The following is an 18,335-nucleotide window of genomic DNA, read 5'->3' as shown; positions in this document are numbered from 1 at the left end:
CTTCCGAAGGTCCGATAACAATGTGAGGATCGATCGCGCAGGCTCAATTCACGCGATGGGCTTGCGCCATCGCGACGATCACCCTGCGCGGCCCCTTGAACGGCTCGCGCGCGTGCGCCGTCAGCATGTTGTCGAGCATGACGACGTCGCCGGTCTGCCAGGGAAAGACGATCTTGTGCCGGTCGAGCACGGCTCTGACTGTGGCCAGCGTCTCATCCTCGATCGGCGAGCCGTCGCCGTAGAACGCATTGCGCGGCAGCTCGAGCGGATCACCGACGATGTCGAGAAGACTTTCCCGCACCTCGGGCGCAAGGCTGGAGACGTGGAACAGATGCGCCTGATTGAACCACACCATGTCCCCGGTCACGGGATGCACCGCGGTCCCCTGGCAGACCTGCCGCGTCCGCAGCTCGTCGCCACCCTTCCATTCGCAGGCGATCGCATGGGAGGCGCAATAGGCCTCGACCTCGGCCTTCGACTCGGTGCCGAACACCTGCCGCCAGTCGACATCGAGTCCGCTGCCATAGTTGCGGACATACATGACGCCCCGCTCGGCGAAGCGGTTGCGTATCGCGGCCGGCATGTCGCGATGGATCGACCGGCTGTCGGCGACCGGCGTCTCGCCGCCCTGCTGCGCCGCCTGCTCGCAATAGAACCAGATCTTCATCGGCCAGTCGCGCGTATAGGCCTGCTCGTTGTGCAGCGGAATGCTCTGGTGCGGCGGATATTCGGTCGAGGTGTAGACGCCGGCGCTGACCTGCGATCGCGGCGTCGAGCCGAATTCATAGGACAGCAGCGGATGGCCGAAGCTCGCGGCGAAGCTCCTGAACGCCTCGGCGCCGTCGAGATGGAAGCCACGGAAGAGAATTCCGCCGCACGCGTAGAGCTGGCGCTCGATCATGTCGCGGACCTCGCTGACGGCCTCCATCAGCGGCTGCTGCGTGCGGCTGGCCCGCAGAAGGAACGGCAGCGATTCTTGTTCTACTTTAGATTGTATTGCGAACATGACTTCTCCCCGTCTCCCGTCGATTTCGGCATCGAAGTTTCTTCACCAGCCGGCTTTTCCGGCTGGGTCCTGCTTTCGACGCGCCGCTCAAGGCCCCGCGCGAGCAACGGCGGGCTCCGGCCATGCCCGACGTACCAGCAATGCGGCAACGAGCTTCAGCAGATCCGCCTGCTGGCTGTGGATGAAGAAATGGTCGCCCGGCAGCATGTCGCGGCCGAACGTGCCGGAGGTCTCGGCCCGCCATGCCTCCAGCGCCTCGGCACGCGTTTCGTCGAGCTCTCCGCCGAACACGTGCAGCGGACACGGCAACGGCTGGCGCCGCCGATACACGTAGTTCCCGCACATCAGGAAATCGGCCCGCAGGATCGGCAGCGTGCTGCGCATGATCTCCATGCTCTGCAACGCTTCCGGCGGTGTGCCGTTCAGCCTGAGAAGCTCCTCGCGCAATGCGGCGTCACCGAGCGGCTCGCGCCAGCGGCTGCCGTCGCGCACGGCCGGCGCTTCCGTTCCCGATACGAGCAGCATCTGCGGTCTCGGCGCGCCGAGCGCGAGCAGCCTGTGCGCGAGCTCGAAGGCAAGCAAGCCGCCGAGGCTGTGCCCGAACAGGACGTAAGGCTCCGCCAACGGCGTCCCGACCAGTTCGGACGCGAGCTGATCGACCAACGCCGTCGCATCCGTTTGCAGCGGCTCGTCCATCCGTGCGCCTCGTCCTGGCAGCTCCAGCGGCTGGACCTCGATCCAGGACGGAAGACCTCTCCTCCAGCGCGCATAGACCATGGCGCTGCCGCCGGCATAGGGCAAACAGATGAGCCGCATCGCAGCGATCTCCTTCGCGTCAGGATTCGGCTGATGCGAGAGCGTTGTCCTGCATAAATTTGCGCAGCGAGAGCGGCCGCATGTCGGTCCACACCTGCTCGATATGGTCCAGGCATTCCTTCTTGCTTCCGGTCACGCCGACGGCCGTCCATCCGTTCGGAATGTCCTTGAAGGTCGGCCAGATCGAATATTGCTCTTCGTGATTCACGACGACGGTGAAGGTGACGTCATCTCTGTCGAAGACCATCATGCCCGGCTACTCCTACTAACAATCGACGTTGATGGACTACGAGTAATGCAGTTGATAATGACAGTCAAAAGGATACCGCCGATCGAAGTTTTTAATCTCTCCAAGGTGACACGCAGGTGACGATTCAACACGAGGATGTATCGGCTCCAACTAGATGATTTGCTGACCCGACCGCTTTGTCACCGCGGGGATGATCACGCCTCGACGCAATCGATGAGCTACGCAAATTTTCATCAGATTGGAATTGAACGCCGTCCGCATCGCTCAGACTAACAAGGCCGCCGCACAACGGCCGTGCGGCGGCCCCATCATCGCCAACGCGTATCGACGTCCTAGAAATTGAACGTCGTGGAAACGAGATAGGTGCGCGGCGCCCCCAGGGTGATCACACCGCTATAGGCCGACGCCCAATACGCCTTGTCGAAGACATTCTCGACGCTCGCCCGCAGCACGATCGGCTTGCCGTTCCAGGGCGAGGTGAAGGTGTAGCGGGCGCCCAGGTCGACGCGTGTCCAATCCGGCAGCGAGAGTTTGTTGGCCGCGTCGACATATTGTGCACCGGTGTAGACGACCCGCCCCGTCAGCGTCAGATCCCGCACGAACGGTGTATCCCACTCGGCGCCGAGATTCACGGTGAGCTCGGGCACGCCGATCGCCCGCTTGCCGTCAGTCAGGCCGCCCGAGGTCTTCTCCTGCACGCCGTGAATATACGCGACGCCCCCTAGCAGCCGCAGCGTCGGCGTGACCTCGCCGAACACGTTGAACTCGGCCCCCGTATTGCGCTGCCGGCCATTCAGCTCTTGAGTCAAGACTCCCCCTGAACTCGTGGTAATCACGCTCGGGCGCGAGATATCGAAGGCGCTGACGGTGGTCGTGATTCGGCCGAAGTCGACCTTGATGCCGGTCTCGACCTGCTTGGTCTGCCCTGGCGGGAAGACCGTGCCGCTGTTGGCATAGCCGGCGGCGACGACGGTCGGGGTCTGCAGGCCTTCGATGTAATTGGCATAAAGCGACACAAACTCGACGGGCTTGACCACGAGTGCATAGGCTGGCGTCCACACCGAGGTGTCCTCGAAGGGGCGGCTCGATGCCGGAGTAACGAGATTCGTGACTTCCGTTCCCGCGGTTTGTCTGCGCACACCGACGGTCAGTTGAATCCGCTTGTTCAGCAGCGACATCGTGTCGGAGACGCCGATGCTCCAGAGATTGGCGCCGACGGTCTGATTGGCTTGGAGCGTCGCAAAGCTTGGCAACCCGATGTTGGTTGGCTCGCTGTAAAGGCTCCAGTTGGGCATCTTGCCGGAGACCACCTGCTGGGTATAGGTGCGGTCGGTAACCGAATAGCCGACATTGATGGCATGGTTGATCGGGCCGGTATCGGCCGTCATGCGCAGGCCGGCCTCCCCGGCGTACGTCTTGTACGTCTCGCTTCCCGTTCCCGGAGTCCCGGACAACAGGCCAGCATTGCTCGAGAGCACCGGCGATGGATAGCGGTAGTTGATGTTGCTGTCGTGATAGCCGAATCCGGCATAGGCGGTGATACGATCGTTGAGATCGACCTCGCCTTTCACCGTCGAGAAGAAATCGGTCGGCGCATAATACGCCCACGGCACCTGGAAATTGGTGCCGGACGACGGTGGCGACGGAATGCTGGTGACGGCAGTACCCACGCCGAAGAATCGCAGCGGTGGATTCAGCTTGTCCGCCTGATAGCCGACATCGGCATCGATTCGGACATTCTCGCCATGATAGTCGACGGCGAGGTGCGCATTGCCGAACTCGTCGGTCTGCCGGTTCCAGGGGGTATCGCCGTTCGAATACTTGCTGTTCAGCCGTACGCCCCACTCCTTGTGCTCGCCATAGCGACGGCCGACGTCGATCTGCTCGCCGAATTGCGTCTTGGACGCATAGGTCGCCGTTAGCTGCGTGATGTCGGTGTCGAGCGCGTGCTTGGTGACGAGATTGACGCTACCGCCGACCGCGCCGCCGCTTGAGGCGCCAGTGCCGCCGACCGTCATGCCGTTGAGCAGAGCCGCGGGCCCCTTCAGCAATTCGACCCGTTCGATGAAATTGGCGCCCGTCGAATAATATGGCGCGATTCCGGCCAGCCCGTTCAGGGCGTAGTCACCGCTGTCGTAGTAGAAGCCGCGGATGAACAGGCTGTCGGCGCCGCCGCCGGCGGCTTGGATCGTGCGCACCGAGGGATCATTGATCAGCACGTCGCGGATCGTGCGCGCCTGCTGGTTCTGGATCAGTTGCGATGTGAAGCTCGTCTGATTGAACGGCGTGTTCATCACCCCGCGGTTGCCCAGCAGCCCAAGGCCGCCGCCGCTCGCGACCTGGCCGCCGGCATAGGGCGACGGCGGCGCGCCGATCGTGCCCGTCGACGGCGTCACGTAGGCCACCGGGGCGGTCGGCGGCAGGTTGCGCGGCGCGACGCGGCGCTGCTGAGCGGTCCGCGTCGCGGTCGTCTGCGGTCTCGAAGCGGTCTGCCGGACTTTCGGCTTCGGCGCGTCGACGGTCACATCGGGGAGCTTGGTCTGCGCGAAGGCCGATTGAACGCCTCCGACATTCAGCGAGAGCGCCAATGAGCTCACAAGTCCCAACGACATCGTCAATCCAACGTCTTTATCCCAAATGCGACAGACCATCCTGACACCCCGATCATTCCAAGTTCCAACTCGGCTCGTCGGTGGTCCTAACATACAGGTATTTGAGGATGGCGCCGCGCGACGTAGAACTCGTCTAACGAGCGACAGCTTCGCCGAATCGATCGGCTCAACAGATTGTCGCTACTACGAGATTCTTTTCCCTCCGCTTCTTTGAAGCCTTCAAAAGAAGCGCATGTCGCGGGGAAGAGCGATGCGATCGCGTCGGCTGATACAACTCACGACACCGATCGTCTCGAACTCATCGAGATACTTTCGATCAATCGTACGATGATAACTAATCAAATTGCCACTTTTGAATCAATCTTTGCTTTCAAATGCGCCACATCTCCGCCGCGCCGCGCGCAGATCGAAGAAAGCACCGGGACCATTGTATCTGTTTGTTTCCAGGGCGGAGCGACGCCGCTCGCGTCGGTCCTCGCTGCGCGAGACCGATCACGCGCCGCCGACGCAGCGCGCTGCCATCGCAATGAGGCGCCGCGCGCGAGAGGACGCGTGAGAGAAGAGATGCGTGGGATCGTTGGCCGGCCGAGCGCATCAGGGTCATCGCGCCGGGCGCGTCGTCCAGCAGCGCGGATCGAGGTCAATGATGCGGGGTATCTTCCGCCGACCGACGGCGGACGTCGGCGCTCAGAGCGGCAGATCTTGCGTCCCGGCCTGAGCGCCTTGCGCTCCGGCCTTCGCGCCGCGGCTTAGTTTCGTGCCGTATGCGAGCGACAGCAGAATCGGAATCGACAGCCCGAGCCAGCACAGGCCGTCCCAGAGCCCGTCGCCGAACAGTCCGAAGGCGAGCCCGGCTGCGGCGGCCAGGCCGATCAGCAGCGGCGCACGAAACACCTGCCAGGTCGAGAGTTGCGCGACGCGGGCAGATGGCGTCGCCGATGCGGCCGAGGAGCTCATGGCGACACCACCGCAGGCGCTGCCGATGTAACAACGCCGGACACCTTCCTGCGGAAGCCCCAGCGCTTGGCGGCCCACAGATAGAGTCCGCTGCACAGCACGATGATCGTGATGACATCGAGAACGGCCCAGATGATCTTCAGCGGCAGTCCGCCGTAGTCACCGAAATGCAGCGGCCGCGATACCTGCAACGCGGTGAGATACCAGGCGAGCTCGGGCGCGACCATCTTGCTGCGGTCCTGGGCGTCGACCAGAACCGGCTTGAACATGCGCGCGGTGAACGGCGTGCGGCCCTTGGTCCAGATCATCAGATGCTGCGGGCTGCCGAACCGCGTCGTCGTCGGCAGTGTGATGGACGTCACCAGCCGGTCCGGAAACGCGGTGCGGACGGCGCCAACGGCGGCCTCGATCGATTTTGCTTCCGCCAGCGGCTTGCCCCGATAGGGCGCGAGCAGCGCCGGCATGGTCTTCGCGCGCCAGAGATCGAACAGCGGCACGGCAAGCGTGTTGATGGTGCCGGTCAAGCCGACCGCGAGCGCCCAGCTCACCGTGACGATGCCGAGCAGATTGTGCAGGTCGAGCCATTTCAGCCGAGCCGAGCGATCCCGCACGGTGCCGAACTGCAGTCGCCGCATGAACGGCCAGTAGACGACGACGCCCGAGACGATGGAGGCCGCGAACACCAGTCCCATCAGTCCGAGAAAGAGCTCGCCCGGCAGGCCGGTGAACATGTCGCGGTGGATGCGCAGGATCACGTCCATGACGTCCTGATGCGGCGCCTCCTCGCCGAGAACGACGCCGGTCCGCGCATCCACGGTGAGGCGATGAAACTGCCCGGGCACCGGAATGGCGGTCGGCGACATCGCGACCACGATCAGCGGCTCCGCCTGCTTCAGGCTCACGAACAGCGCATGCTGCTCCGGCAATTGCTGCTTGGCCGCCGCGATCAGGCGGTCGAGCGGCAGCAGCGGCGTGTCGGCCGGCATCGCCGGCGCGGCGATCTCGTCCTCGAAGAGATGATCGATCTCGTCATGGAAGATCAGCGGAAGCCCGGTCAGGCACAGCATCAGCAGAAAGATCATGCTGATCAGCGACGTCCACGTGTGAACCTGAACCCACAGCCGCATGCGCTCGAACCCACCCTTCTTCATCGACGTTGCACGTGATGATCCGAACGTCCGGCAAGAGAAGGGCCGCAGCAAACTGAATCGATCTAAAACCGTTGGAATTTCTTTAAAGTAGCGCGCCTGTCTGCCGCAACCAGCGGAGCTACAACGTGAATTTCGATCGCGCCTCGCACCATCGACACATATCGAAAAGCTGCCGCGCATGGCCGCGCGGAACGCAACCGGCTCTGGCTGCATCCGACGATGCGCCAGGGCCGGGCCGCAAACGCCGTCTCAGAATGGATAGTGCCGTTCGCCGGTCTGCACCGTGATCCAGCGCAGCTCGGTGAACTCGTCGATCGCGGCCTTGCCGCCGAAGCGGCCATAGCCGGAGGCCTTGACGCCGCCGAACGGCATCTGCGGCTCGTCATGCACCGTCGGCGCGTTGACGTGGCAGATGCCGGACTCGATGCGCTTGGCGACGCCGATCGCGCGGGCGATGTCGCGGCCGAACACCGCCGACGACAGACCATATTCGGTGTCGTTGGCGACGCGCACGGCCTCGTCGACGCCGCTGACGCGCACGATCGTCACCACCGGGCCAAAGCTCTCCTCGCCATAGATGCGCATCGCCGGCGTGACGTGATCGACGATGGTCGCGGGCATGATCGTGCCGCTGCCGCGGCCGCCGGCGGCCAACACGGCGCCCTTGGCCACCGCGTCCTCGATCAGGCCGCCGACACGGTCGCAGGCGGCGGCGCTGACCAGCGAGCCCAGCACCACATCGCCCTTGCGCGGATCGCCGTAAGGCAGGCTGTTGGCCTTGGCGGCGAACTTTGCGACGAATTCATCCGCCACCTTGTCGTCGACCACGATGCGCTCGGTCGACATGCAGATCTGGCCCTGGTTCATGAAGGCGCCGAACGCGGCGGCATTCACCGCGGCGTCGAGATCGGCATCGTCGAGAATGACCAGCGGCGCCTTGCCGCCGAGCTCGAGCAGCGCGCGCTTCAATTGCCTGGCACAGGCGATGGCGATGAGACGGCCGACGCGGGTCGAGCCGGTGAAGTTGACGCGGCGGATCGCGGGATGGGCGATCAGCGCCTCGACCACCGCCTGCGCATCCTCGGGCGCATTGGTGACGACGTTGACGACGCCGTCGCCGAGACCGCCTTCGGCCAGACACGCGCCGATCAGCCGGTGCACGCCCGGGCTCATCTCCGAGGCCTTCAGCACCACGGTGTTGCCGCAGGCGAGCGGCATCGCCACCGAGCGGACACCGAGGATGACCGGCGCATTCCACGGGGCGATGCCGAGCACGACGCCGACCGGCTGGCGATGCGCCAGCGCGATGTTGTCGGGCACGTCGGTCGGGATCACCTCGCCCGCGATCTGCGTCGTCATCGCCGCGGCCTCGCGCAGCATGCCCTCGGCGAGATGCACGTTGAAGCCGGCCCAGCCCGCCGTGGCGCCGGTCTCGGCCATCATCAGCGCGATGAACTCCGGGGCGTTGCGCGCCAGCGCATCCGCAGCCGCATTGAGCCGCTTGCGGCGCTCGCCCGGACCGAGCCGGGACCACGCCGGAAATGCCGCCGCGGCGGCATCGGCGGCGCGCAGCGCGTCATCGATCGACGCCGCCGCAACGATGGTTGCGATCTCGCCGCTGATCGGATTGAGCCGCTGGAAGGTACGCTGATTGGTGGCGGACTGGTCCTTGCCGCCAATCAGGAGATTGATCGCGTTCATGGGGCGCTCCTAGGTCGATGGGGTTGATGCGGTTGCGGAAGCCGGCGCGCGCGACTGGCCGAGATAGGCGCGCTGGATGTCGGGATTGTTCTTCATCTCGGACGCCGGCCCCCGGCCGGCGTTGCGCCCCTGCTCGATCAGGTAGACGCGGTCGGCGATGTCGAGGCTGGCGCGCGCGTTCTGCTCGACCATCAGGATGCCGACGCCGTCGCCGCGGATCGTCCTCAGCGCCCGGAACACCTCGCGGCTCAAGAGCGGCGACAGGCCGAGCGACGGCTCGTCGAGCAGCAGCAAATCGGGCCGCGACATCAGTGCGCGGCCGATCGCGACCATCTGCTGCTCGCCGCCGCTCATGGTGCGCACCGCCTGCCCCATGCGCTCGGTGAGGCGCGGAAACAGCGCGAGCACGTGCGCCAGCCGCGCGGCCTCGCCGTCGCGGGCGCGCGAAGGATAAGCGCCGAGCTGGAGGTTCTCGGCGACGGTGAGATCGCCGAACACGCCGCGGCCCTCCGGCACCAGCGCGATGCCGCGCTCGACGATCAGATGCGGCGCGAGCGAGCCGATGTCCGTCCCGCCGAGGCGGATCACGGACCCAGCCGATGGCCGGATCAGTCCCGCGATCGCCTTCAGCAGCGTCGACTTGCCGGCGCCATTGGCGCCGAGGATGGCGACGATCTCGCCGCGCGCGACCTCGAGCGCGACATCGGTGAGCGCCTGGTGCTTGCCATAGGCGTGCGACAGCCGCTTGATCTCAAGCATCGGGCTCTCCGAGATAGGCTGTGATCACGGCGGGATCGGCCAGCACCTCGCCCGGCGTTCCGCGCGCGATCACGGTGCCGGCGCTCATAACCACGCAGCGGTCGCACAGCGCGCGGATCGCATCCATCACATGCTCGACCATCACGATGGTGATGCCGCGGTCGCGCAGCGAGGCGATCAGCCTGATGCCGGTCTCCAGCTCGGTCGGATTGAGCCCAGCCAGCCATTCGTCGAGCAGCACAAGACGCGGATGCAGCGCCAGCGCGCGGGCCAACTCCAGCCGCTTCTGGTCGATGTAAGTGAGGTCGCCCGCCGGCATCTCCGCCATGCCATCGAGGCCGACCAGGGCGAGCAGCTCATGGATCGATTCTGCGGCCGCACCGGTCTGGCGCGTGCGGAACAACGCCGCCGCCGCGACATTCTCGGCGACCGTCAGGTCCGGCATCACCCGCACCAACTGGAAGGTGCGGGCGAGACCAAGCCGCGCAATCCGGTGTGCCGCAAGACCGCTGATGACGATGCCGCCGAAGCGGATCGTGCCGGCCGAGGGCACGAGCGCGCCCGAGAGCATGTTGAGCAGCGTCGTCTTGCCGGAGCCGTTGGGACCGATCACGCCGAGGATCTCGCCCGCGCGGACGTCCAGGCTCACACTGTCGACGGCGCGCAGGCCGCCGAAGGATTTGCCGACGGCCTCCGCGACGAGCAGCGGCCGACCGTCCTGCTCGGGCTTCTCGGGCACGACCCGGCGCTCCCTCCGCCAAGTGCTGTCGACGAGCCCGATCACACCGCGCGGCAGCGCCATCACGATGCCGATGAAGATGAGGCCGAGCACGATGCTGAAATGATTGGGCAGCGCCGCGGTCAGCACCTCGAACAGCAGCACCAGCGGGATGACGCCGAGCACCGGGCCGATCAGCGAACCTGCGCCGCCGAGCAGCGCCATGATTACGACCTGGAACGAGATCATCGGGTTGAACGCGATCGCCGGATCGATATAGGTCCAGCGCGGCGCCATGATCGCGCCGGTCACCGACATGAACACCGCGCTGAGGATGAAGACCCCGAGCTTCACCGCGGTCGCATCGATGCCGGAATGGCGCGCGGCGGTCTCGTCGGCGCCGATCGCGCGCAGCGCGAGGCCATAGCGCGAGCGCGTCAGCAGAAAGCCGGCGAGGAAGACCAGCGCCGTCAACGCGCAGAGCTGCCAGTACAGCATCTCCTGGGTGATGTCGCTGAACAGATAGCGGCCGACCGATTTGTGAATGTTGACCTCGTACCAGATCACGAGCTGGCGGATCAGCTCGGCGAGGCCGAACGAGAAGATGATGAAGTAGATGCCGGACAGCCGCAGCGTCGACAGGCCGGTGATGGCCGCGACGACAGCGCCGACACCCGCAGCGGTCATCAGTTGCAGCGGCCAGCTCAGCGTCTCGCCCGTCACCGCCGCCGTATAGGCGCCGATGCCGAAGAACGCAGCCGTCGCCAGCGAGACGTAGCGGGTCGGTCCGGAGAACATTGCCCAGGCGGTTGCCAGCACGGTGAAATAGAGAATGCTGATGCCGAGCGCGAGATAGTAGCCGTTGGCATAGAGCGGCAGCGCGACTGCCGCGGCAACGCCGACGAGCCCGATGCACCAGGCGAGAATCTTGCCGGGGCTGATCACGACGCCGCCTTTCCGAACAGTCCGGTCGGCCGGATCAGCAGCACGGCGAGAAACATCGCAAACGTCGCCGCCAAGGTCAGCCCGGGATCGACCAGCCGCGCCACCGCGGTCTCGACGACGCCGAGCAGCAGCCCTGCGGCCAGCGCGCCCATGACGTTGCCGACGCCGCCCATGATCACCACCACCAGCGCCTTCATCGTGAACACGACGCCCATCGAGGCATTGAAGGTGAGGAACATGCTGACCAGCACGCCGCCGGCCGCGACCAGTCCACCGCCGAACGCAAACGCCAGGCCTGCGAGCCAAGCGACATCGATGCCGACCAGCCGCGCGGCATTGGCATCGACCGCGACGGCACGCACGGCTGTGCCGATCCTTGTCCGCGTCAGCGCGAGATAGACGCCGGTGCCGATCAGCGCGGCGAAACCGAGCGCGACCAGCCGGTTCACCGCGAGCGTCGAGCCGAGCACCGTCACGGGAATGGAGAGATAGCTATAGCTGTAATACTGCCCGCCGAAGGCCACCAGCATGACGCCCTGGATCACGAACAGCACGCCGAAGGTGACGAGGATGCTGTCAACCTCTTGCGCGCCGGCGTCCTTGCTCCGGCGGATCAGACGCTGCAGCAGCAGACGATAGAGCAGCCAATTCAGCAGCCCCGCCACGGGCATCGCGAGCAGCAGCGCCAGCAGCGGGCTCAGTTGCAGGCCGGAATAGAGCGACAGCGTGCCAAAGGCGGCCGCGACCAGCGACTCGCCATAGGACAGGTTCATGATGCGCGCCACGCCATATTGCAGCGTGAGCCCGAGCGCAATCAGGGCATACATGCCCCCCAGCACCAGGCCGGGCAGCAGGATGTCGAACATCAGCATGGGGCGCGTGCCTCTTGCGCGAATCCCGCGGACGCACGCCGGATCACGCGCGCCCGCGAGCTCACGACCTCGTTCCGGCTATTTCCATTCCGGCTTCGGCACGACAGCGGCGCGTGCGCCCGGCAGCGAGGCCGGCGCCAGCGCATAGAACTCGCCGTTCTGCCACTGGCCGACGCCCCACACCTCCTGCAGCAGGCCGTCCTTCAGCTTCACCTTGCCGATGATCGTGTCGAAGGTGCCTTCGCGGATCTCCTTGGCGACCGCGGCGCGATCGACCTTGCCGACCTTCTCGATCGCCTGCTGCAGCACCTGCAGGCTCGCATAGGTGATCGGGCTCGCCCAGCGATCCGGCTCCTGCCCGGTCGCCGCCTTGTGGCGGGCGAGATAGTCCTTGAGCGCGGGCGCGTCGGCATTCCAGCCGCCAATGCCCATGACGCCGTCGCTGCCCGCGCCGAACTTGCCCTTGAACAGCGGGAACGCCGTGCCGACGCCGACATAGAAGACCTTCGGATTGTACTTCAGCAGTTGCGCCTGCTCGGTCAGCCCGATCGTATCCGGCGGATAGCTGAAGGCGACGAAGGCATCGGCGTTGCTCGCGATCGCATCCTTGAGCAGCGGCTGCAGATCCTGCGACCCCATCGGATAGGTCTTGTCGTAGGCGACGGTCAGTCCGGCCTTCTTGAAGGCCTCGCGCCCGGCGGCGGCGAGCTCGATGCCGAACTGGTCGGCGACGCTGACCATCGCGACGGTGCCGCCGATCTTGCCCTCGCTCTTGAGCTTGCCGAGCAGCTCGGCGAGCGCATTGGAAATCTGCGCCGACGTGCCGAGCCAGAAGGTGGCATTGGCCCAGCGCTTGGCGAGCTCCGGCGCCTTGTCGGTCACCGACGTCACCGCGAGATGCGGATAGCCGAGCCGGTTGAGAGTCGGACCGACCGCGAGGTTGAGACCGGTGCCCCAGGGCGACAGGATGAAGTCGACCTTGTCCTGATTGGCGAGGCGTTCGATCGCCTTCACCGCTTCTTCCGACGAGCTGCGGTCGTCATATTCGACGATCTCGACCGGCAGCCGCTTGTCGCCGAGCTTGATGCCGCCGGCCGCGTTCACGTCCTTCACCCAGAGCTGATAGTTGGGCAGCGTGGTGATGCCGGCGCCGCCGGCATAGGGGCCGGTCTTCGAGATCGCATAGCCGATGCGGATCTTGTCCTGCGACTGTGCCTGGGCGGCCGATACGGCAAAGCCGGCTGCGATCGCCGCCCCCGCGATCCGCAACACCTGACGACGGTTGGTCGAAGTCATCTCTCTGTCCTCCTCCCATGTTCACGCGCGCGGACCGCGCGGGTGAATCGGTGACGTTCCTCTGCCCCGGCGTCGTCCGCGGCTTTTTGTTTGCGGTCGTCGGGACTTGACGAGGGAAACACCGCAGGCTTGGGTGGCGCAATGGACAGTTCCGGTAAAAGAGTGCACTTTTCTGGGGCGGCGACTGCGCGTAATGCCGCGCCTCGGACGCTGCCGCCGACGGCCCGTGGCACCCCGGCAGCGCTCGGCGCCGAAGTCATTCCCTCGCATTTCGAGGCACGGCGCTGGGCCCTGCGCTCGGATGCCGCGCGGCCGTTCGTCCACCTGCTCTGCCTGACCGCCGGAACGGCCTCGGTACGCTTCGCCGAAGACGACATCCAGATCTGGGCCGGTGCGGCGCTGGTCTGGGTGCCGGCGGGAGGGGCCGAGCATCTCGACGTCGCGGCCGGTTCCGCCGGCCATCTCCTGCGGCTGCGCTCCGGGCTCTGGCACCGCCACCTGCCCTCCTCGGCCGAGCCCGCCTATCTCGATCTCGCAGGCACGGAGGCCGTCCTGGCCTTCTCCGTCACGACCGAGTTCGCCGCGGTCATCGCGCGCTCGATGGCGGCGATCGCAGCCGAGATCGAAAATCCCTCACGGCGCGGCGCGGCCTCGATCATGTCATCGGAGCTGACCCTGTGCGTGCTGCGCTTCTGGCGGCTGTTTGCCGACGAGAGCGCCGGCGAGGCGCAAGGCTCCAGCGCCGAGATCCTGAGCCGCTTTCGCCGGCTCGTCGAGGAACGCTTTCATCAGCAACTGCGGGTCGCCGACTACGCTGCGCTGCTCGGCGTGACGCCGGATCGCCTGCACGCGCTGTGCACCCGCGTGCTGCAGCGGTCACCGAGCGCGCTGATTCAGCAACGCGTCATTCAGGAGGCGGTGACCCGGCTCGAAACCACCACCGCGACGATCAAGCAGATCGCCTTCGCGCTCGGCTTCAAGGACAGCGCCTATTTCAACCGCTTCTTCGTCAGGCACACCGGTCAATCACCGGGCGCGTGGCGCAAAGGTGTTTCGTCGCAGCGGACCAAAGGCCAGTCACGGGCCATGCTCAACTTCGCCGACTGGCCGTGACAGAGCGGCGCAGCCAGGCGCCTCGGTCACCCTCTTCGTCATTTCAGGACGACGCGTCAGCGTCGGACCAGCAAATCTCAGGCTCGGACGGGCGGCGCAACCGCTGGATGCTCAATGCGCCGAGAAACGCATTTCCGCTGCGCGATCAAGCTGATTTGGCCTGTCCAGTCCCTGCGCCCAAAATATTCAGCTTTCGTTTTTCCGGAAATCATGGTTCTATCCCCCCATCCCGTCTCGAGCTGAGGGGCGTATCGCGGTCGTCACGACATGCGAGGCGGGGAGCGGTGGGCGTGGTGGATTGCAGCGCGGGTTGCTCGCGCCGACGAACAATCCGCCACGCACGGTCAAGTCGCTCGGTCCTGATATCCCGATGCTGATATCAACTCACGTCGAGGCTTTGCTTCGCGTGGGGATGGTGGCCAGAAAGCCCGGCGCACCAGGGAGAAAGCGAAGCAGCCGTTCAACCATCGCGCAGGGAGGGCCGGATTTCCGGCTGACCTGTGGTACCTGCCGCCTGCATTTTTTTCGCAGGCGGGCCACGGGCCTCAGTCGAGGTCCGGCCTTCCCTGCGCCCTCACGCTTTCCCGGGGGCCTCACGATGTATCACCCGGACGGGCCATCCGCCGCGGGATCGCGAGATCATGCGCGACTCTCTCCGCAGGAGAGGCGACCTGTTGTGCCCACATCGAAGGCAAATCGTCGCAGCCTTGAACGGTCCCGCCAGCATCGAGGACTCCCGAGGGAGCCGTCCGACATCGTTCCCGCTCCCCGGAGCGATCGCGAGTATTGCGGCACCGTTGCTACCTTGCCACGAATGCGCTATGAGTTGGACATGATCAGCCGGTCCTGGTCGCGCTCAAAATGCCAGTACCGCAAACCGATGCATCGCGCTCGGCGCGCGACGTCGGTCGATACGGACGCCGTGACCGCGCCCGCATCGCCAGCTCCGCGCTTCGCGCTCATTCGCATTCCGTAGCCGTGTCCGGGAGCCCGAACGCAGATGGATTGTGAAACCTGTGGTCGCCCCAATCCACCGGGCTCGGACGTATGCGGCGGGTGCGGCGGGGCGTTGCGGCAGCCGTCATCCGATACGACGACGAGTTCGCGCCTGCTCGGCATGCATCGCGCCGAGCGGCGGCAGGTCACGGCGCTGATCTGCGATCTCGTCGGCTCCGTCTCGCTCACCGTCAGGCTCGATCCGGAGGACATGACCAGCGTCATCGACGCCTTCCTGACGACCTGCGAAAACGTCATCGGCCGCCATGGCGGCGCCATCACGCAATATGCCGGCGACGGCGTGCTCGCGTATTTCGGCTATCCGCGTGCCGGGGAAGATGATGCGGCCACCGCGATCCGCGCCGCCATCGCCCTGCGCGACGCCGTCGGCCGGCTCGAGGCGCCGCACGGACAGGCGCTGCGTCTGCGCATCGGCATCGCCACCGGCCTCGTCGTGGTCAGCGACCTGCTACCCCGCGCCGACGGTCGCCCGGTCGACATCGTCGGCGAGACGCCGAATCTCGCGGCGCGGCTGCAATCGATCGCCGCCCCCGACAGCATCGTCGTGGCCCGGACGACCGAGCGCATCGCGCGCGGCATGTTCGACTTCCGCGATCTCGGCACGTTCGCGCTGAAGGGATTCGCCGCACCGGTCGAGGCGTTCGAGGTGCTGGAGGAAGCCGCCGTCGCGAGCCGTTTCCACGCCCGCATTCGCGGCGAAAGCTCCCCTCTGGTCGGACGCGACCAGGAGCTGGCGCGTCTGTTCGATTGCTGGGCGGCGGCGCGGTTCGGCAGCGGACAGGTGGTGCTGCTCCATGGCGAGCCGGGCATCGGCAAGTCGCGGCTGGTCGAGGAGCTGCGCCGGCGCGTGGCCGACGTCTCCCAACTGCAGATGATCTGGTACTGCAGCCCCACCCGCTGTGACAGCGTGCTGTATCCGATCTCGGAACAGCTCGCGCTCATCGCCGGCTTCGACCGCTCCGACGGCGCTGCGACGCGTCGCGACAAGCTCGATCGCTTCATGAACGAGCACGGCGTCGGCGACGCCACGGCGCGCGCCGTGCTCGCCGATGTCCTGGGCGTCGCTCCCGAGCCGGACGGTCCCCTGCAGACGATGACCGTCGAGAAGCGCTCGGAGGTCACGCGGGAGACGCTGCTCCGGCTGATCGACCTGATGGTGCCGACCGGGCCCGCGCTGCTGGTGCTGGAAGACGCGCATTGGAGCGACACGACCACGCTGGAGCTGCTCGATCGGGCGATCCGGCGCGCCGGACAACGCCGCTGGCTGATCGTGGTCACGGCGCGGCTCGAATATGAGCCGCCCTGGGCCGCGAGCCCGCAGGTCACGCGGCTCCAGCTCGGACGATTGAGTCACGGCGACGCCGAGCGGATCTGCGCCCATGTGGCCGCTTCGGCCGCGCTGCCCGCGACGACGCTGCACCAGATCGTGAGCCGCGGCGAGGGCATCCCGCTGTTCCTGGAAGAGCTCGCGAAGTACGTCATCGAAGCCTCGGCGGCGCCGGCTTGGGACGGTCATGCGAGCGTAGCCATCCCCGCCTCGGTGCAGGATTCCCTTGTGGCGCGGCTCGACCGATTGGGACCGGCGCGACGGATCGCCAATCTCGGCGCCGCCATCGGCCGCCGCTTCAGCTACGATCTGTTGTCGGCCATCGTGGCGGAGCCCGAAGCCAGGCTCGGCGAGAGCCTGGATCAGCTCGTCAAGTCCGGCCTCGTGGAGAGCAGCGGCGCGCCGCCCGACAGCCTCTACACGTTCAAGCACGCGCTGATCCGCGACGCCGCCTACGAGTCCCTGCTCCGGCGCGAACGCCAGACATTGCACGGCCGGATCGCGGCCGTGCTGCGCGACCGCTTTCCCGAGACGCGGGACACCGAGCCGGAGTTGCTGGCCTACCATTTCACCGAGAGTGGCGCGATCGCCGAGGCCATCCCATTATGGGCGGCCGCGGGTCGGCGTGCCGCCTCGCGCGCCGCGCATGTCGAAGCGGCACGACATCTGCAAACGGCGCTCGACCTGCTGCGTCATCAATCCGCCGAGGGCGAGCGCGCGGGACTGGAGCTCGAGCTCCTGATCGGGCTTGCCGTCAGCCTCGCCGCCTCACGCGGCTACACCGTGCCCGAGGTCGGCAAGGCGCTTTCCGAGGCCAGGGCGATCTGCGACGCGCTCGGCAACACCGCCGGCCTGTTCGCCGTGCTGCGCGGCATCTGCAGTTTCCTGATCATCGCGGGCGATCTCGACGGTGCCGAGGAGATGGCGCATCTGTGCCTGGGGATCGGCGAGCAGACCGGCCTCCCCGAGCACCGGATCGAGGGCGGCATTGCCTTGGGCTACATTCTCTTCGCCAGAGGCGACCTCCCCGCCGCGCGCCGGCTGCTGGCCGCCGCGGTGCAGCTCTATCAGGTGTCGGACGGCGCGCGGCTGCCGCAACTGTCCTCGCAGGATCCGCTGGTCGCCGGCCAGGCCTCGCTGCTGCAGGTGCTGCATGCGATGGGAGACGATGCCGGCGCGGCCGCGATCGCCAGCGATCTCATCGCGCATGCGCGTCGGCTCGGACGCCCGTTCGACCTCGCCTGGGCGCTGTCGTGGCTCGCCTTCTATCAGCTCGCACGCGGCGACTATGAGGATGTCCTCCTCGCGACCGAGGAGGCCCTGAGCATCTGCCGCGACCATGGCTATCCGCTCTATCAGCTGGTGGCGGGCAGCCTGGAGGCGCACGCCCGCGGCCATCTCGGCAAGAATCCAGACGAGGCGCTCGCGGCTGCGTGCGAGGCACTGCCGGCGTTCCAGACGCTCGGCATGATGCATTTCTCCTGCTTCTATCTCGGCGAGGTCGCCGGCCTGCAACTGATCGTCGGCAAGACGGCCGAGGCGATGCAGACGATCGACGCGGCGATCGACGCCGCGCGGCGCTATGGCGACGGCTATTTCCTGTCGCCGCTGCATCGGCGGCGCGCCGAGATCCTGGCCGCCCTGCCCGACACCGCACCGGGTCAGGTGACGGCCGCGCTACGCGAGGCCGTCACGGTCGCCGAGGCGCAAGGCGCGTCGGCGTTCCTGCGCCGGGCAGCGGCGCGGCTCGCCGCCATCGACGATGACGCGCCGAGGCGACAATCGGCGTGACGAG

The 18,335-nt window shown here is 66.4% G+C and carries 13 protein-coding genes; 2 read left to right on the top strand and 11 right to left on the bottom strand.

All coding sequences use genetic code 11. The features are described 5' to 3' along the window. Nucleotides 1-43 precede the first annotated feature (43 nt). From QX124_RS15025 to QX124_RS14975, 11 genes are all read right to left on the bottom strand, one after another. Nucleotides 44-1,006: a TauD/TfdA family dioxygenase gene (locus QX124_RS15025; RefSeq protein ID WP_315797572.1), complete on the bottom strand. Its 963-nt coding sequence runs from the start codon at nt 1,004-1,006 to the stop codon at nt 44-46. Nucleotides 1,007-1,093: 87 nt separating this feature from the next. Then, the gene (locus QX124_RS15020) at nt 1,094-1,822 is read right to left on the bottom strand and encodes a thioesterase II family protein (RefSeq protein ID WP_315797571.1); all 729 of its coding nucleotides are present in this window, start codon (nt 1,820-1,822) and stop codon (nt 1,094-1,096) included. Between the two features lie 19 nt (nt 1,823-1,841). Then, nucleotides 1,842-2,072: an MbtH family protein gene (locus QX124_RS15015; protein WP_315776990.1), complete on the bottom strand. Its 231-nt coding sequence runs from the start codon at nt 2,070-2,072 to the stop codon at nt 1,842-1,844. Nucleotides 2,073-2,404: 332 nt separating this feature from the next. Next, nucleotides 2,405-4,684: a TonB-dependent receptor gene (locus QX124_RS15010; protein ID WP_315797570.1), complete on the bottom strand. Its 2,280-nt coding sequence runs from the start codon at nt 4,682-4,684 to the stop codon at nt 2,405-2,407. Between the two features lie 687 nt (nt 4,685-5,371). Next, on the bottom strand, nt 5,372-5,641 hold the full coding sequence (locus QX124_RS15005) for a hypothetical protein (protein WP_315797569.1): 270 nt from the start codon (nt 5,639-5,641) through the stop codon (nt 5,372-5,374). After that, nucleotides 5,638-6,768, bottom strand: coding sequence for a PepSY-associated TM helix domain-containing protein (locus tag QX124_RS15000; protein ID WP_315797700.1), 1,131 nt, complete (start codon nt 6,766-6,768; stop codon nt 5,638-5,640). Before QX124_RS15000 ends, QX124_RS15005 begins: the two co-directional genes overlap by 4 nt. Nucleotides 6,769-7,041: 273 nt before the next feature. Then, a complete protein-coding gene (locus QX124_RS14995; protein ID WP_315797568.1) occupies nt 7,042-8,493 on the bottom strand; it encodes an aldehyde dehydrogenase in 1,452 nt (483 codons plus the stop codon). Between the two features lie 9 nt (nt 8,494-8,502). Then, the gene (locus QX124_RS14990; RefSeq protein ID WP_315797567.1) at nt 8,503-9,252 is read right to left on the bottom strand and encodes an ABC transporter ATP-binding protein; all 750 of its coding nucleotides are present in this window, start codon (nt 9,250-9,252) and stop codon (nt 8,503-8,505) included. Further along, nucleotides 9,245-10,915: a branched-chain amino acid ABC transporter ATP-binding protein/permease gene (locus tag QX124_RS14985; protein WP_315797566.1), complete on the bottom strand. Its 1,671-nt coding sequence runs from the start codon at nt 10,913-10,915 to the stop codon at nt 9,245-9,247. Before QX124_RS14985 ends, QX124_RS14990 begins: the two co-directional genes overlap by 8 nt. Next, a complete protein-coding gene (locus QX124_RS14980; RefSeq protein ID WP_315772819.1) occupies nt 10,912-11,787 on the bottom strand; it encodes a branched-chain amino acid ABC transporter permease in 876 nt (291 codons plus the stop codon). The genes QX124_RS14985 and QX124_RS14980 overlap by 4 nt, the downstream gene beginning before the upstream one ends. A gap of 78 nt (nt 11,788-11,865) precedes the next feature. Then, nucleotides 11,866-13,083, bottom strand: coding sequence for an amino acid ABC transporter substrate-binding protein (locus QX124_RS14975; RefSeq protein WP_315797565.1), 1,218 nt, complete (start codon nt 13,081-13,083; stop codon nt 11,866-11,868). Between the two features lie 162 nt (nt 13,084-13,245). Here QX124_RS14975 and QX124_RS14970 point away from each other — a divergent pair, with 162 nt between their 5' ends. Together QX124_RS14970 and QX124_RS14965 are read left to right on the top strand one after the other, a co-directional pair. Further along, nucleotides 13,246-14,196 carry a helix-turn-helix domain-containing protein gene (locus tag QX124_RS14970; RefSeq protein ID WP_315797564.1) on the top strand — a complete coding sequence of 317 codons (951 nt, stop codon included), beginning with the start codon at nt 13,246-13,248 and terminating at the stop codon, nt 14,194-14,196. 1,069 nt (nt 14,197-15,265) lie between these two features. After that, complete coding sequence (locus QX124_RS14965) at nt 15,266-18,331, top strand: ATP-binding protein (RefSeq protein ID WP_315797563.1); 3,066 nt, start codon at nt 15,266-15,268, stop codon at nt 18,329-18,331. Nucleotides 18,332-18,335 lie beyond the last annotated feature (4 nt).

The sequence above is a fragment of the Bradyrhizobium sp. SZCCHNRI3043 genome (assembly GCF_032377735.1).
Taxonomy (GTDB): Bacteria; Pseudomonadota; Alphaproteobacteria; order Rhizobiales; family Xanthobacteraceae; genus Bradyrhizobium.
The sequence above is the reverse complement of the archived record's forward strand: the minus strand, read 5'-3'. Positions and strand labels throughout refer to the sequence as shown.

Excerpts from the sequence above, each read along its gene's own strand:
- QX124_RS14995 (WP_315797568.1), bottom strand. The coding sequence starts at position 8,493 with ATGAACGCGATCAATCTCCTGATTGGCGGCAAGGACCAGTCCGCCACC.
- QX124_RS15020 (WP_315797571.1), bottom strand. The coding sequence starts at position 1,822 with ATGCGGCTCATCTGTTTGCCCTATGCCGGCGGCAGCGCCATGGTCTAT.
- QX124_RS15025 (WP_315797572.1), bottom strand. The coding sequence starts at position 1,006 with ATGTTCGCAATACAATCTAAAGTAGAACAAGAATCGCTGCCGTTCCTT.
- QX124_RS15010 (WP_315797570.1), bottom strand. The coding sequence starts at position 4,684 with ATGTCGTTGGGACTTGTGAGCTCATTGGCGCTCTCGCTGAATGTCGGA.
- QX124_RS15000 (WP_315797700.1), bottom strand. The coding sequence starts at position 6,768 with ATGCGGCTGTGGGTTCAGGTTCACACGTGGACGTCGCTGATCAGCATG.
- QX124_RS14975 (WP_315797565.1), bottom strand. The coding sequence starts at position 13,083 with ATGACTTCGACCAACCGTCGTCAGGTGTTGCGGATCGCGGGGGCGGCG.
- QX124_RS14990 (WP_315797567.1), bottom strand. The coding sequence starts at position 9,252 with ATGCTTGAGATCAAGCGGCTGTCGCACGCCTATGGCAAGCACCAGGCG.
- QX124_RS15015 (WP_315776990.1), bottom strand. The coding sequence starts at position 2,072 with ATGATGGTCTTCGACAGAGATGACGTCACCTTCACCGTCGTCGTGAAT.
- QX124_RS15005 (WP_315797569.1), bottom strand. The coding sequence starts at position 5,641 with ATGAGCTCCTCGGCCGCATCGGCGACGCCATCTGCCCGCGTCGCGCAA.
- QX124_RS14980 (WP_315772819.1), bottom strand. The coding sequence starts at position 11,787 with ATGCTGATGTTCGACATCCTGCTGCCCGGCCTGGTGCTGGGGGGCATG.